We start from the raw sequence: 13972 nt of genomic DNA on the forward strand, positions 1-13972 counted from the left end.
TTGCGCGAGCACCCTTGATGCATGGTCAGCAACGCAACTGAGCAGAGGCAGGGACAGGCCAGGGGTCGTCGAAGTGGCGGCGACCTGAGACGGCGTCAGGCGCTGGCGGACGTGGCGGCGGGTATCACGCCGGGCGAGGCCGATGTACCGGCCGAGGCCGCGAAGATCGAGCAGTTCCGCTGCGTGATCTACCTGTGTGGTGCTCCCCACACGAACCTCGCGGGACCTCGCGAGGAGTGCACGGAGTACGCCGAGGCGTTCGGGTGGGAGATCACCGGCGTGATCGAGGAACGCGTGGGGTTGCTGCCGCCGCAAGGGCGTGACGGGCTGGGGCAGGCCGCCGAGCGCATCAAGAGCGGCGAGGCCGGGGCGGTGCTCACGGCGTGGCGCTCGATGATCTCGTCGGTTCCGCAGGAGTACGACGAGGTAGCGCGCGAGATCGAGAAGGCCGGGGGCTTCCTGCACGTCAAGGACTCGGCGCGCAGTGCGCAGGGGGTGGCGCGGTGACGCGGCGCGTGTTCCCTTGCATCCCGTTCACCATCGAGCGCCTGCCGGCGCGGGTCCTGCACGACACCACCGTACGAATCGACCAAGGAGGAGACTTGCAAACGACCCTTGCACCTACGGAGACCACTGCACCGGCCCCATGGGGGCTGCGCCGTATGGCACCGCTGCGCAACGGTTCTCCCTCGCCGTGGCGGTACGCGGGCATCGACCAGGCCACGCAGACCGGCCGATGGATCGGAGAGGACGGAGCAATGACTCCGGCTGAACTCGGCAAGCACGGCACGAGCGTGAACACCTACCCGCCCACGCAGCTCAGCAAGGACGGGAAGCAGGACCCCGACTCCGGCCACGACGCGACACAGGACTAGGGGGAGCGACATGGACGGACGCCCGGTGCTGGTCTGCACGGAGTATGAGGATGCAACCGCTGATCTGGTCATCGCCGAGTTGAACCGGCGCCGGGTGCCCGTCCTCCGATTAGACCCGGGGCGCGACTTCCCGGCGCCCGTGGTGCTCGCCGCACGCATCGGGGCTGGGGGCACCTCCCGGACAAAGTCCGGGGGAGGGTGGGACGGGCGACTGACGGTCGGGGAGCGTACGGTCGACCTTTCCGCCGTACGCGCCCTCTACCACCGTCGGCCCAGCCCCTACCCGACAACCAGCGGCGAGCAGGCGGCCCGGTTCGCCGCGCAGGAGAACCGGCGAGGCTTGGGCGGCGTGCTGGGGGCACTGCCGGGGTGCCTGTACCTGAGCCACCCGCAAGCCATCGCACGGGCTGAGTACAAGCCCGCGCAGTTAGACGCAGCGACCCGCGCAGGGCTCATGGTCCCGGCCACCCTCATCACCAACGACTTGGGGGAGGCCAAGCAGTTCTGCGCCGAACAGCGCACGATCTATAAGCCGTTGCACGCGGGGGCGTACGAGGTCGAGGGTGAGCCCGCCGGAATCTGGGCCGCACCGGTCGAGGCGGGCGAGATCGACGGTGCGGTGAGCCACAGCGCGCACCTGTTCCAAGCGCAGGTGCCCAAGGTGGCGGACGTGCGGGCGGTCGTCGTCGGCGAGCAGGTGTTCGCGGCGCGCATCACCGCACCGCCCGGGGTCGTGGACTGGAGAGCCGAGTACCAGAGCCTCAGCTACGAGCCGGTCGCCTGCCCGGACGCGATGCGCGGGGCGCTGGTGGGGTTCCTCGCCGACTTCGGGCTGAACTTCGGCGCCTTCGACTTCGCCGTGACCGCGGATGGCGCATGGTGGTTCCTGGAGTGCAACCCCAACGGCCAATGGGCGTGGCTCGAAGACGCGGCCGGACTGCCCCTCACACACGCAATCGCAGACCTGTTGGAGAACGGAGCGAGTCGGCATGACTGACCCCCTGCACTCGGACCACCTACGGGCCGACCTCGCGCGGCGCCTGTCCAAGTCCGGCGTCCTGCGCAGCCCCGAAGGAGAGGCGGCTGTCATGGCGGTGCCCCGCGAGGCGTTCCTCTCGCGCGGCTGGTTCGAGTACGAGGAGGGCGGCTGGTACCGGCCCGTGGCAGGCGACTCCGCGGAAGGGCTCGCGCGGATCTACGAAGACGACAGCCTTGTGACACAGGTCGCCGGGGGCGTCTTCCCTGACCAGGTCGAGGGGCGCATCAACGCGGCCCCCTCGTCGTCATCCACCCTGCCGAGTCTGGTCGTGCGGATGCTCGAAGACCTGCGGGCGGCCGAAGGGACGCGGGTCCTTGAGATCGGCACGGGCACGGGCTACTCAACCGCGCTGCTCTGCCATGTCGTCGGCGAGGACAACGTGACCACGGTCGAGGTCGACGCCGAGGTGTCGTCCCGTGCCGGTATGGCCCTCGCGGGCGCCGGATACTGGCCTACCCGCGTGGTCGGTGACGGACTCGCGGGCTACAAGGGGGGCCGCCCGTATGACCGCGTGATCGCCACGTGCAGCGTGCACACCGTGCCCGCCGACTGGCTCGCGCAGACACGGCCGGGCGGTGAGGTCCTGGTCACGCTCGGCGGATGGATGCATGCCTCCGAACTCGTACGGCTCACGGTCGCCGACGATGGCACGGCCAGCGGCCCGGTTCTCGGCGGACAGGTCTCGTTCATGCTGGCCCGTCCGCACCTTCCGCCCCCGCTCGGGATGCTGCCGAACCTCACCGAGGGCGAGGCGATGCCCGCAGAGCTGGGCGCGGATGTGCTCGACGACTGGACAGCCCGATTCGTCGCGCAGTTCGCCGCGCCGCGCGCGCAGCGGCTCACGCTGGAACGGGACGGCCGGACGGAACACGTCGTGATCGACGTGGACGCCGGGTCATGGGCGGTCGTCTACCAAGACAGCGCGCGGTGGATGGTGCGGCAGGGCGGCGCGGCGTTCCTGTGGGACGAGATCACCGAGCACCTTGCACGCTGGCAGGCGGACGGGCGCCCGTCGGCCGACCGTATGCGGCTGCACGTCGGCCCCGACGGACAACGCCTCACCTGGGCGTGACCGCGAGCTGACACCCCATGGTGCCCCCGCAATATGACGGGGAGTTGGCATGCCCCCGGAGGCACCCCGCGAGCCGCAGCCGCAGGGCGGGGACGGCAAGTAATCCCTGTGTGGACGGGCCGTCGCCGGTGTCAGGCCGGCGACGGCCCCCCGCGCGGCCGGCTCAGGTCCGCGACCGGTACTTCCACACCGACAGCGGCATGAACACCGCGATCAGCCCGGCGATCCACAGCAGCGCGCCCTGGGCGTGCGCCGCGACCGGGCCGCCGATCATCAGATTCCGGGACGCGTCGACGACCTGGGTCATCGGGTTGTTCTCCACGAAGATCCGCAGCCAGCTGGGCATGGTGTCCGGCGCGACGAACACCGAACTTCCGAACTGGAGCGGCAGCATGGCGATGGTGCTCACGCTCTGCACCGTGTCGATGCTCCGGGCGGCCAGGCCGATGAAGGCGTTCACCCAGCACAGCGCGATCCCGTACAGCAGCAGCAGACCGAAGGCGGCGATGGTGGGCAGCAGGCCGTTGTCCGCGCGGAAGCCGATGAGCAGGGCGAACGCGAACACCGCCAGCTGGCTGATCAGCAGCCGTACCGAGTCCGCCGAGACCCGGCCGATGAGTACGGCGGAGCGGGCGACGGGCATCGACCGGTAGCGGTCCATCACTCCGGAGGAGAAATCGGTGTTGAGGGCGATGCCCGCGGTGCGGGAGACGATGGTGTGGTTCAGCGCCATGATGCCCGGCATCAGATACTGCCGGTAGTCCGCGCTGTTCCCGGCGATCGCGCCGCCGAAGGCGTAGATGAAGATCACGGACAGCACCACCGGCATCAGCGCGGTGTCCAGCACCTGCCCCGGACTGGCCAGCGACTTGCGCAGATTGCGGCGCGACAGCGCCAGCGAGTGACGTACCAGTGCACTCATGCCGCGCTCCTAGCGGCGACGGGTTCCCTGGCCGCGGGTCCGGTGAGCTTGAGGAAGACCTCGTCAAGGCTCGGAATGTGGGTGTCGAGGGCGGCGAGCGGGAGATCCGCCTCGCCGAGGGTGCGGACCACGGCGGTGAGCTGGCTGCCCCCGCCGGTCAGCGGCAGCTGGAGTCGCCCCTCGTCCGCCATGACGGCGGCCTCGGTGTGGCCCGCGGCCATCAGGACCTGGCAGATCCGCGCCAGATCGCCGGGCTCCTCGGGCTGGATGCGGAGCATCTGCCCGCCCAGGCGCGCCCGCAGCTCGGCGGTGGAGCCGGACGCGATGACCCGGCCGCTGTCGATCACCACCAGGGCGTCGGCGAGCGCCTCCGCCTCCTCCATGTACTGGGTGGTGAGCAGCACGGTGGTGCCCTGTCCGGCGAGCCGGTTCACCTCCGCCCAGAGGCTGTTGCGGCTGTGCGGGTCGAGGCCCGTGGTCGGTTCGTCGAGGACCAGGACGCGGGGGTCGCCGGTGAGGCTGGCCGCCAGGTCGAGTCGCCGGCGCATACCGCCCGAGTAGCCGCCGACGGGCCGTTTGCCGGCCTCGGTCAGGCTGAAGCGTTCCAGCATCTCGTCGGCGCGGGCGCGGGCCTTGCGCCCGCGCAGGTTGAACAGCCGGGCGATGAGATAGAGGTTCTCCCAGCCCGAGATGTCCTCGTCCACCGAGGCGTACTGGCCGGTGAGTCCGATCAGCGGGCGCACCCGGGCGGCCTCGCGCACGACATCGTGCCCGTGCACCAGGATGCGCCCGCTGTCCGGCCGGATGAGCGTGGAGACCATGCGCACGAGCGTGGTCTTGCCGGCGCCGTTGGGGCCCAGCAGCCCGAGCACCCGGCCGGCCGGCACCTCCAGGCTGACCCCCCGGATCGCCGCCGTACTGCCGAAGTTCTTCGCCAGATTCTCGATCCGGATGGCAGGGGTCATGGGTGCCGGGTCCTTTCGGGAATTGCGGTGCGGAGGCTGTCAGTCAAGGACGTAACCGTCTCCGGACCGGGAGCCGCGGGAGCGGCGCAGATCGGTGAGGACGAAGGTGCGCTGAAGCCAGCGGTCGCGGCCGTCGTAGCGCGGCTGGAAGGCGCTGCGCCCATGGGTGGTGACCCGGTTGTCCACGATCGCCAGATCGCCCGGGGCCAGCACCGTGCTCTGCCCGGTCCGCTCGAAGGCGTCGCCGAGCTCGTCCATCGCCCGGCGGGCCCGGTCGGTGACCGGCCGGGTGGCCGCGAAGTCGATCCGCAGATCCGGGTCCTCGGGCGCCCCGAAGATCACCGGGTGCGGCTCGGTGCCGCCGTCCGACCCGCCGAAGGACGGCGGGGGAGCGGTGACGAACTCCGGCGCGGCCAGCACCGCCCGGGTCTCCTCGCTCAGCAGCGGCAGCGCCGCACGGATACCGGCGGTCCGCAGCGCGGCGACCTTCTCGTGGTCGGCGCGCAGGCACAGCAGCATCACGAAGTCGGGCCGGTGCGGATGGAAGGCGTTCTCGTTGTGGAAGGTCAGCAGGACCGAGCCCGCGTTCCCCTGGAACTCCTCCTTCCCCGGCACCGGCACCACGTCCTGGACCAGCGCGCCGGTCTTCTCCGGCCGGAAGGCGGCCGGGTCGCCGAGACCGCAGGCCACCATCGTCAGCACCGCGGCGGCCACCGAGCCCGCCCGCTGGACGGAACCGGCGCCGGACGGGGTGTCGGGCAGCCCGGCCTCGTCCACCGGCAGGCCGCGCAGCAGCAGCACCCCGCTGCGCCCGGAGTCCCGGCGGAAGTCGGTAAGCGGCCGGCGCAGCCCGAGCGGCAGCTCCGACCAGCCGGTGCGCGCGGCATCGACCCAGCCGGCGCTGTCCACCAGGGCGGCACCGGAGGCCATCACCCGGCGGGCGGCCCGCTCCGCCGCCGCGGATTCGTCCGGGGTGAGCGACGCGACCCGCGCCGCCGCCCCGGTGTCGAGTGTCACGGTCATCAGGACGCCGCCTTCGCGGTGCCCTCGGAGCCCTCCATCGCACGGACCAGACTCAGCGGACGCATATCGGTCCACTGCGCGGCGATGTACTCCAGGGCCTCGGCGCGGCCGGTCTCCGGCAGGGCGGCCCGCCAGCCGTCCGGGACCTCGGCGAACGCCGGCCAGAGGGAGTACTGGCCCTCGTCGTTGACCAGCGCCAGGTAGCGGCCCTCGGCGTCCTCGAACGGGTTGGTCATCGTATTGCCTCTCTCGTCTCATGGCTGGGGTGCGCGGGCCCGAGCGTGTTCTCGCCGTAGACGCCCTGCACCCAGTTGGTGTGGTAAACGGTGTCGAGATAGCGCTCGCCCATATCGGGCGAGATGGCGACCGAGGACAGCCCCGCCGGTCTGCCGCGCTCCGTCAGCCACCGGTCGGCGCCGCTGACGACCGTCCCGGTGGAGCCGCCGAACAGAAAGCCGCGCCCGGCCAGCCGGTGGCACATGCGCACGGTGTCGGGCTCCGGGACGAGCACCACATCGTCGATGAAGTCCTCGTCCAGCAGCGCCGGTCGGACCCCGGAGCCCAGGCCCGGGATCATCCGGGGGGACGGCGGGTGGCCGAAGGCGACCGAGCCGACGCTGTCGATGGCCACGATGCGGACCCCGGGCCGGTGCTCCTTGTACCAGCGGGCGCAGCCCATCAGGGTCCCGGTGGTCCCCGCCCCGACGAAGAGCACGTCCAGCCCGGGGTGACTCCGGTGGATGGCGGGGGCGGTGTACCGGTAATGCGCCCGCCAGTTGGCGGGGTTGACGTACTGGTTGAGCCAGACGTACCGCGCGTCCTCCTCGCAGAGCTTGCGTACGTAGGCGATCCGCGCCCCGAGGAAGCCGCCCTCGGCCGCGGGCTCCGCGATGGTGTGGACGGTGGCGCCGAGCGCCTCCATCAGCCGCTTGGAGGCCAGATTGCACCGGGAGTCGGTGACACAGACGAAGCGATAGCCCTTGCTGGCCGCGATGACGCTCAGCGCGACGCCCAGATTGCCGGACGAGGATTCCACCAGGACGGAACCGGGCGACAGCCGCCCGGCCTCCTCCGCGGCCTCGACCATTTCCAGCGCGGCCTTCTGCTTCACCGATCCGGTGAAGTTGAAGCCCTCGCACTTGAGGTGGAGCGGGATACCGAGGACTGCGTCGAGATCGACGTACAGGTCTTCCTCGTTGAATTCCTGCGGAGCCGAAATAGTCGGCACGGGTGCCTCCCGCCCTAGCCGTAACGGCGCATCTCGTGAAAGAAACCGTCGACGACCTGCAACTCGCCGGATTCCTTCACGGATTCGTAGACATGCCTGCCGAGTGCCAGATCCAGCACCCCCAGGCCGAACGGGGAGAAGATCACCGTCCGGTCGGCCGGCGGCCGCACCTTCCCCGTGAGGACGTCGTACAGCGTGCCGTCGAGGAAGTCCCGGTGGCCCACCCGCTGTTCCGCCAGGTGCACCGAGGTGTCCGCCTTCAGGCAGTGCTCCACGTCGTCCACGATGTTGGCCGCACCCAGCACCACCTCGGGAGACAGATCGCGCAGCGAGACATGCAGGACCAGCGGGTGGTGGGCGAACCACCCGGGCTGGGTGACATGCGGGGTGCCGGCGACGGTGGCGAAGACCACGAGGTCGCAGGAGCGGATCAGCTCCTCGGCGGAGCCGTGCACGGTGACCGTGCCGGTCTCGCCGGACTCGCGGAGGTAGTCGGCAAAGCCGCCCGCGTGCGCCGCCGACAGATCGTGCACCCCGATCTCGTCGAACTGCCAGCCGGTGCGCGCGAGATAGGTGTGGATGTAGCGGGCGATCAGCCCGACGCCGAAGAACCCGACCCGGGCCGGCCGGGTGCCGCGCGCTGCGGAGATCCGGTCGGCGGCGAGCGCCGCGGACGCCGCGGTGCGCGCGGCGCTGATGATGGAGCTCTCCAGACAGGCCAGCGGGTAGCCGGTGTCATGGTCGTTGAGGATCAGCACCGCCGAGGCCCGCGGGATCCCGGCCTCGACGTTCTCCGGGAAGCTGGAGATCCACTTCAGGCCGTCCGTGGGCCGCTCGCCGCCGATCGAGGCGGGCAGCGCGATGATCCGGGAGGACGGGCGGTCGGGGAAGCGGAGGAAGTACGACGGCGGGTTCACCGTCTCACCTCCGCCGTGCAGCCGGTAGGCCGTCTCGATCAGGTCGACGACGCCCTGGTGGTGCGCGTCGAGTACCTGGTGCACCTGGGCTCCGGAAAGGACGGAGAACGAAGGCGCAGCGTGCTGCTGGGGCATGTGAAGCTCCGTGGAACCGTAGAGGAGAGGAGGGAGGACCGGCCTTCCGAACCGGCCCGGCCTGTCAGGTGGCGGCGGGCAGGACGTGTCCGTCGAGGCGCACCGGGTCGCCGAAGAGCGCCACGATCTCGCGGTCGCCCTCGTACGCCTCGCGGCTGTGCGCCATCCGCAGGTTGTCGACCACGAGCAGGTCGCCGGCCTGCCACGGCTCCCGTACGGTCGCCGCCGTGTACGCCTCGTTGATGACCTCGACGACCTGCGCCGGGACCGGCTCGCCGTCGCCGTGGAAGGTGGTGAACGGCAGCGCGTCCGGCCCGTACAGGGACACCAGGTACTCGCGTACCGCCGGGTCCATGGTCAGCTCGTTGAGGAAGGCGATCTGGTTGAACCAGAGCCGCTCGCCGGTGGCGGGGTGGCGCACCACCGCCGCGCGGTGCTGCACGGTGCGCAGCGAGCCGTCCGGCAGCCACGCGTGGTCCAGGGCGTGCGCCCGGCAGTACGCGTCGACCTGCGCGGGGTCGTCGGTGCCGAAGGATTCGGTCCAGCTGACGCCGATGTCACGGTAGTTGCGGGCCAGCCGCCAGCCCTCGCGGGCGAAGCGCTCCACCAGATCGGCGGGCAGTGCCGCCAGCACCGTCCGGGCGTCGGCCACCGCGGTCGCGCCGCCGGAGCGGGGCGCCGTCAGACAGCCGAACAGCGCGATGCCGGGCACCTCGTCGCCGTAACTGCGCTCGTGGTGCATGCACATCGGCTCGTCGGCCGGCCACTCCGAGGCGCCGTACACGCCGTCGCCGAAGTCGGTCCGGCCGGTGAAGCCCTCCCGCTCGGTCATCGGGGTCACCCCGAGCGCCTGCGCGGCGCGGCCCAGATCGGCGGGGGCCGCCAGACCCAGGCCCCGGACGAGCAGGGCGCCGTGCCGGGCGATCAGGCTGCGCACGGTCTCGGCGGGAAGCTCCGGACCGGTCAGCCCAAGGACCGGGGGCCGGCCCTCGCCGAGGAGCAACCCGGCGCCGTCGCCGAGGGTTTCGGGGACGGCCGGGCCGTCAAACGTGGCTGTCAACTGGCTGCCTTCCTGGATTCGGAGTCCCGGCGGCCCGGCGGTCGAGCAACGCCGCGCAGTCCGCGAGAACCGGGTGCTGCTGGAGTTCGACGGGCGTCACCACACGGTCCAGCGCGATCGCCAGCCGCAGCATGGACAGCGAGGTCCCGCCGCTGTCGAAGAAATGGGAGGCCCGGCCGATCCGTTCGGCCGGCACCTTCAGAACCTGGGACCACAGCTCTGCGAGCCGCCGTTCGGTGCCGGTGTGCAGCTCCACGCCGCCGTCCGCCGACTCCTCCTGCCCGGCGAGCCGGGTCAGCGCCTTGCGGTCGATCTTGCCGTTGGCGGTGAGCGGCAGTACGTCGAGCCGGCGGAACCGGCTGGGGATCATGTAGCTGGGCAGCGCCGCGCCGAGCGCCTCCAGGAGCCGCTCGTCGGACAGCTCCTCGCCGCTGTGGAAGGCCACCAGCTGCCGGCCCTCGCCCTCGCCCGTGACGACGACGGCACTGTCGCGCACCCCGTCGACCCGGAGCAGCTGGTTCTCCACCTCGCCGATCTCGATCCGGAAGCCGCGGATCTTGACCTGGGCGTCCCGGCGGCCGAGGAACTCCAGCCGCCCGTCCGGCAGCCACCGGCCGAAGTCCCCCGAGCGGTACATCCGTTCACCGGGCAGCAGGGGATCGGGCAGGAAGGCGGCCCGGGTGCGCTCCTCGTCGTTGACGTAGCCCCGTCCGACGCAGACGCCGGAGAAGAGGATCTCGCCCGGGGAGCCGAGCGGCACCGGACGCAGCTTTTCGTCGACGACATGGATCCGCACATTGGCGACCGGCCGGCCCAGCGGCACCGAGCCCTGTGCGGGCACCCGGCGCATCACCTCGTGGTTGGTGTCGTCGGACGTCTCGGTCAGGCCGTACGCGTTGACCAGCGCGACCTCGGGGAACGTGGCGAACCAGCGCTCCACCAGCTCCTTCTTGAGCGCCTCGCCGGTCGCCGACACATGGCGCAGCCGGGGCAGCGCGCGGGGGCTGCGCTCCAGCTCCGTCAGCACCACTTCGAGGTAGGAGGGCACGGCCTGGAGGACCTCGACACCGCCGGTGGCGAGCGTCTCGATGAAGCGTCGGGTGTCCAGGATGTCCGGCTGCCCGATGATCAGGGTGCGCCCGCCGACGGCCAGTGCGGCCACCAGCTGCCACAGGGAGATGTCGAAGCACTGCGGCGCGGTCTGGGCGACCACCCGGCCCTCGGTGATCTCCAGATCGTCGATCTTGGCGAGCAGATGGTTGAGGAAGCCCGCGTGCTCGCACACGGCGCCCTTGGGCGCCCCGGTCGAGCCCGAGGTGAAGTAGATGTACGCGCTCTGCCCGGCGGCCACCGGCACACCCGGATCGGTGACCGGGTGGTCCCCGGCGAGCAGCTCCGCCAGATGGTCCGCGCGCACGCCGGGCAGCCCGGCCAGCGCCTCGGTCAGGCCAGCGGACGCGTCCCGCTCGGTCAGCACCCGTCGGCAGTCGGCGCGCACCAGCATCCCGCTGATCCGGTCGGCCGGGAAGTGCGGCTCCACCGGCAGATAGACGCCGCCGGCCTTGAACACGGCCAGCACGGCGACCAGCCACGGCAGCGTGCGCTCGGTGACCACCGCGACCACGTCCTCGTCGCGCAGCCCGCCGTGGCGCAGCGCGTGGGCGACGCGGTTGGCGCGCTCGTTGAGCTCCCGGTAGGTCCAGGACTCGGTGCCGTGGACGGCGGCGATGTCGTCCGGCCGCAACCGCACCTGGTCCTCGAACAGTTCATGCACCCGGCGGTCGGGCAGCTCCCGGTACGGGCCCGCGAACTCGGCCAGCTGCTGGGCGATCTCCCGCTCCGGCACCGGGCTCCACTCCTGGTGGTCCGCCCCGGGCCGCTCGGCCAATTCGCGTAGCGCGGCCAGGAGATAGCCCGCGAACCGGCCGGCCTGCTCGCCGTCCAGTGCGCCGGGGCGGTGGCTCAGCACCAGGTCCAGCTCGTCCCCGGTCCGGGAGAGGCCGGCGGCGAGCACGGTGCCGGCGGTCAGGTCCTCGGGGCCGGCCGCCCGGCCCTCGACCAGGACGGTGTCGAACAGCGGCGCCGTGCGGCCCGTTTCCCTGCGCAGCGCGTCGAGAACCTGCGGGGAATGCCGCCGCACCCCGTCCGCCCCCTGCGCGACCTCGGTGGCCAGTTCCGCCCACGAGCCGCCGGAAAGCGCGACCCAGAGCGGCAACGGGCCGTTCTCCGGGCCGTTTTGCGGGTCTTTCCGCGCTCCCTTAGCTCCCTTTCCGGGCGGATATCCGGCGGGCAGATATCCGGTCACCACCGAGGAATCCCCCGTGACCGCCGCCAGCACCCGCACATAGGCGGTCAGCAGCAGGATGTCGGGAGAAAGTCCCTGCCGCTGCGACCGGAGAAGCAGCGCCTGCGCGGTGCCGGCCGGTATCGCGGTGCGGCATACGGCAGCGGAATCCGCCGGATTCCCCGGCCACCGGGGCAAGGGGGTGTATCCGCCGCCGAGAACTCTTTGCCAGAATGCGCGGTCCGCAGCCGTCACCGCAACCTCCCTTGTGGCCATGCCGGTTGTCATGGCTCGGTACTGTCCATGAGCGAACAAGACGCTAGGTCGGCGGCTTATTGGCCAGATATCGCGCCGCCGACCACAGGCGATACTCCGAAGTGCACCGGCCGGGAAAGGGCGGCCGGCCGCGCGGGCGCCCGTCTCAGGCGTCCGCCCGCAGCGGTGCGCCCTGGAGAGCGGGGACGGCCGGGCCGCCGGATTCCGCGGCCGGGCCGTCGCTCTCCCCGGGCGGGGGCTCCGGCGGTTTCGTGCCCAGCAGCTTGAGCAGCGGGCCGGTCATCGCGGTGGTGCCGACCGCCATGAGGACCAGCACCGTCAGGCCCGTCGTGCTGATCAGATGGCGCTGCCAGCCGATGCCGGCGACCACCAGCTCGGTGACCCCGCGGCAGTTCATCAGCGCACCGAAGCGCAGCGCTTCCTTCGGCCGGTACCCCATCAGCCGGGCGGCGCCCCCGGCACCGATGAGCTTCGTCAGGGTCGCCACGACGATGACGGCGGCGAGAACCAGCCAGTGCCACGGGTCTCGTCCCAGGGCGCCGACCGAGACATTGAGCCCCACACCGGCGAAGAACAGCGGCAGCAGCACGGTCAGCGTGAAGCCCTGGAGCTGCTGGTTCATCCGCTCGGTGACCTGGGAGTCCCGCGGGACCGCCGTACCGAACAGGAACGCCCCGATGACGGCGTGCAGCCCCAGCAGATGCGTCAGGACGGCATAGCTGATGGCGCCGACCAGCAGCAGCGGCAGCAGCGTCCCCTTGCCGGGCCGTTCCTGCGCCCGGCGCACCGCGGTCGCCAGCAGCGGACGCACGACCAGCGCGGTGAACACGACGAGGGCCACCACCAGCGCGATGGTGCTGCCCATGTCGGAGGAGGCACCGGACCCGGTCGCGGCGAGGATGACGGTCAGCGCGAGCCAGGCGATCCCGTCGCCCACCGCCGCACTGGCCAGCGCGAACTGGCCGATGGGGGTGCGGTCCAGCCGCAGGTCGGTGAGGATCCTGGCGAGCACCGGCAGGGCGGTCACCGACAGGGCCAGCCCGAAGAAGCAGAGGTAGCCGACGGCGTGCGGGGACGAGCCCTGCAACATCCCGGGGGCCAGGGCCGCGAGTCCGAGCCCGGCCACGAACGGCAGGCCCATCGCGCCGAGCACGCTCACCCCGAGCGTCCCGACGGCCTTCCTGGGGCTCTCCATGCGCAACTCGCAGCCGAGCAGGAACATGAAGACGATCAGCCCGAGCTGCGCCACCGTGTTGAGGGCGGAGACGACATCGGGGGAGAGCAGCCAGGACTGCCCGGACGGCCACACCCAGCCCAGCAGCGAGGGGCCGAGCAGCAGGCCGCCGAGGATCTCACCGATCACCAGGGGCTGGCCGAGCCGGCCCAGCAGCGCGCCCAGCAGATGGCTGAGCAGAATGATCACCATGACGGCGAGCAGGAACCTGGCCGTCGTGTCGACCTCGGCCGACGACCCCCCGGAGCCCAGCCGGCCCCACCACAGCCCCACGGCCCCGAGCAGCAGGACGACGCCTGCGACGACCTTCAGCATGAGGTCACCGGGCTGCCGACGGAGAGCGGCCCGGCGGGCACCTCGCCGCCGGGCCAGGACGCGAAGCGCCGCGCCCCGTACAGCAGCGGCGTCCCGGGAAGCTGGGTGACACCGGTGACCGCGCCCACCACCAGGGTGTGGTCGCTGACCTCGACCAGCTTCGTCACCCGGCACTCGGCGACCGCGAAGGCGTCGTCGGCCAGCCACGGCAGCCCGGCGTCCGGCGAGCGCCGCCAGCCGACCTGGGCGAAGCGGTCCGCGACGCGGTGCGCGAAGACCTCACCGGCCCGCTCCCCCCGCTCGTGCAGCAGGTTCACCGCGAAGGCGCCGTACTCGCGCAGCGCGGTCAGCGTCTCGCCCCGGGTGGTCAGCCAGACCGAGAGGGTCGGCGGCGCGGTGGTCACGCTCGACAGCGAACTGCACGTCAGCCCGCGGGGCCGGTCGTCCGCCCCGTACGTGGTGATCACCGCGACGCCGGTGGGGAAGGCGCCCATGAGCGAACGGAAGTCGTCGGCCGGCACCGGGCGGGTGGCCGTGTCCGGTGCGGACGAGGGTGGGGGAAGGCTTGCCATGGTGAGGTCGTCCTCCGGTGGGGGCGCCGGTTCGTCCCGGGGCCGGCCCCGGACT

At 71.8% G+C, this 13972-nt stretch carries 14 protein-coding genes; 4 read left to right on the forward strand and 10 right to left on the reverse strand.

The features are described from left to right. The first annotated feature begins 21 nt into the window (after positions 1-21). From AC3EUV_RS08375 to tgmC, 4 genes are all read left to right on the forward strand, one after another. A complete protein-coding gene (locus tag AC3EUV_RS08375) occupies positions 22-507 on the forward strand; it encodes a recombinase family protein (protein WP_435602550.1) in 486 nt (161 codons plus the stop codon). 95 nt (positions 508-602) lie between these two features. After that, entirely contained in the window at positions 603-875 is a 273-nt protein-coding gene (gene tgmA, locus AC3EUV_RS08380; protein ID WP_432140260.1) for a putative ATP-grasp-modified RiPP, read from the forward strand. Between the two features lie 10 nt (positions 876-885). Further along, a complete protein-coding gene (gene tgmB, locus AC3EUV_RS08385) occupies positions 886-1872 on the forward strand; it encodes an ATP-grasp ribosomal peptide maturase (RefSeq protein WP_432140259.1) in 987 nt (328 codons plus the stop codon). After that, the gene (gene tgmC / locus AC3EUV_RS08390) at positions 1865-2986 is read left to right on the forward strand and encodes an ATP-grasp peptide maturase system methyltransferase (RefSeq protein WP_432140258.1); all 1122 of its coding nucleotides are present in this window, start codon (positions 1865-1867) and stop codon (positions 2984-2986) included. The genes tgmB and tgmC overlap by 8 nt, the downstream gene beginning before the upstream one ends. Positions 2987-3149: 163 nt before the next feature. On the opposite strand, the gene AC3EUV_RS08395 is transcribed toward tgmC, so the two are convergent. The 10 genes from AC3EUV_RS08395 to AC3EUV_RS08440 all read right to left on the reverse strand — a co-directional run bounded on the left by AC3EUV_RS08395 (position 3150) and on the right by AC3EUV_RS08440 (position 13917). After that, complete coding sequence (locus AC3EUV_RS08395; RefSeq protein ID WP_432140257.1) at positions 3150-3908, reverse strand: ABC transporter permease; 759 nt, start codon at positions 3906-3908, stop codon at positions 3150-3152. Then, entirely contained in the window at positions 3905-4873 is a 969-nt protein-coding gene (locus tag AC3EUV_RS08400) for an ATP-binding cassette domain-containing protein (protein ID WP_432140256.1), read from the reverse strand. The genes AC3EUV_RS08395 and AC3EUV_RS08400 overlap by 4 nt, the downstream gene beginning before the upstream one ends. A 39-nt stretch (positions 4874-4912) precedes the next feature. Continuing rightward, positions 4913-5896: a TauD/TfdA family dioxygenase gene (locus tag AC3EUV_RS08405; protein ID WP_432140255.1), complete on the reverse strand. Its 984-nt coding sequence runs from the start codon at positions 5894-5896 to the stop codon at positions 4913-4915. After that, positions 5896-6132 carry an MbtH family protein gene (locus tag AC3EUV_RS08410; protein ID WP_432140254.1) on the reverse strand — a complete coding sequence of 79 codons (237 nt, stop codon included), beginning with the start codon at positions 6130-6132 and terminating at the stop codon, positions 5896-5898. The genes AC3EUV_RS08405 and AC3EUV_RS08410 overlap by 1 nt, the downstream gene beginning before the upstream one ends. Next, positions 6129-7124, reverse strand: a complete 996-nt coding sequence (gene sbnA, locus AC3EUV_RS08415) for a 2,3-diaminopropionate biosynthesis protein SbnA (protein WP_432140253.1) — start codon at positions 7122-7124, stop codon at positions 6129-6131. Before sbnA ends, AC3EUV_RS08410 begins: the two co-directional genes overlap by 4 nt. A gap of 14 nt (positions 7125-7138) precedes the next feature. Beyond that, positions 7139-8176, reverse strand: a complete 1038-nt coding sequence (gene sbnB, locus AC3EUV_RS08420) for a 2,3-diaminopropionate biosynthesis protein SbnB (protein WP_432140252.1) — start codon at positions 8174-8176, stop codon at positions 7139-7141. A gap of 64 nt (positions 8177-8240) precedes the next feature. Beyond that, positions 8241-9236 carry a TauD/TfdA family dioxygenase gene (locus tag AC3EUV_RS08425; RefSeq protein ID WP_435602551.1) on the reverse strand — a complete coding sequence of 332 codons (996 nt, stop codon included), beginning with the start codon at positions 9234-9236 and terminating at the stop codon, positions 8241-8243. After that, a complete protein-coding gene (locus AC3EUV_RS08430; protein ID WP_435602552.1) occupies positions 9220-11775 on the reverse strand; it encodes a non-ribosomal peptide synthetase in 2556 nt (851 codons plus the stop codon). The genes AC3EUV_RS08425 and AC3EUV_RS08430 overlap by 17 nt, the downstream gene beginning before the upstream one ends. A gap of 166 nt (positions 11776-11941) precedes the next feature. After that, positions 11942-13345: a cation:proton antiporter gene (locus AC3EUV_RS08435; RefSeq protein WP_435602553.1), complete on the reverse strand. Its 1404-nt coding sequence runs from the start codon at positions 13343-13345 to the stop codon at positions 11942-11944. Then, complete coding sequence (locus AC3EUV_RS08440; protein WP_435602554.1) at positions 13339-13917, reverse strand: flavin reductase family protein; 579 nt, start codon at positions 13915-13917, stop codon at positions 13339-13341. The genes AC3EUV_RS08435 and AC3EUV_RS08440 overlap by 7 nt, the downstream gene beginning before the upstream one ends. Positions 13918-13972: the final 55 nt, after the last annotated feature.

Source organism: Streptomyces sp. bgisy130 (assembly GCF_057708345.1).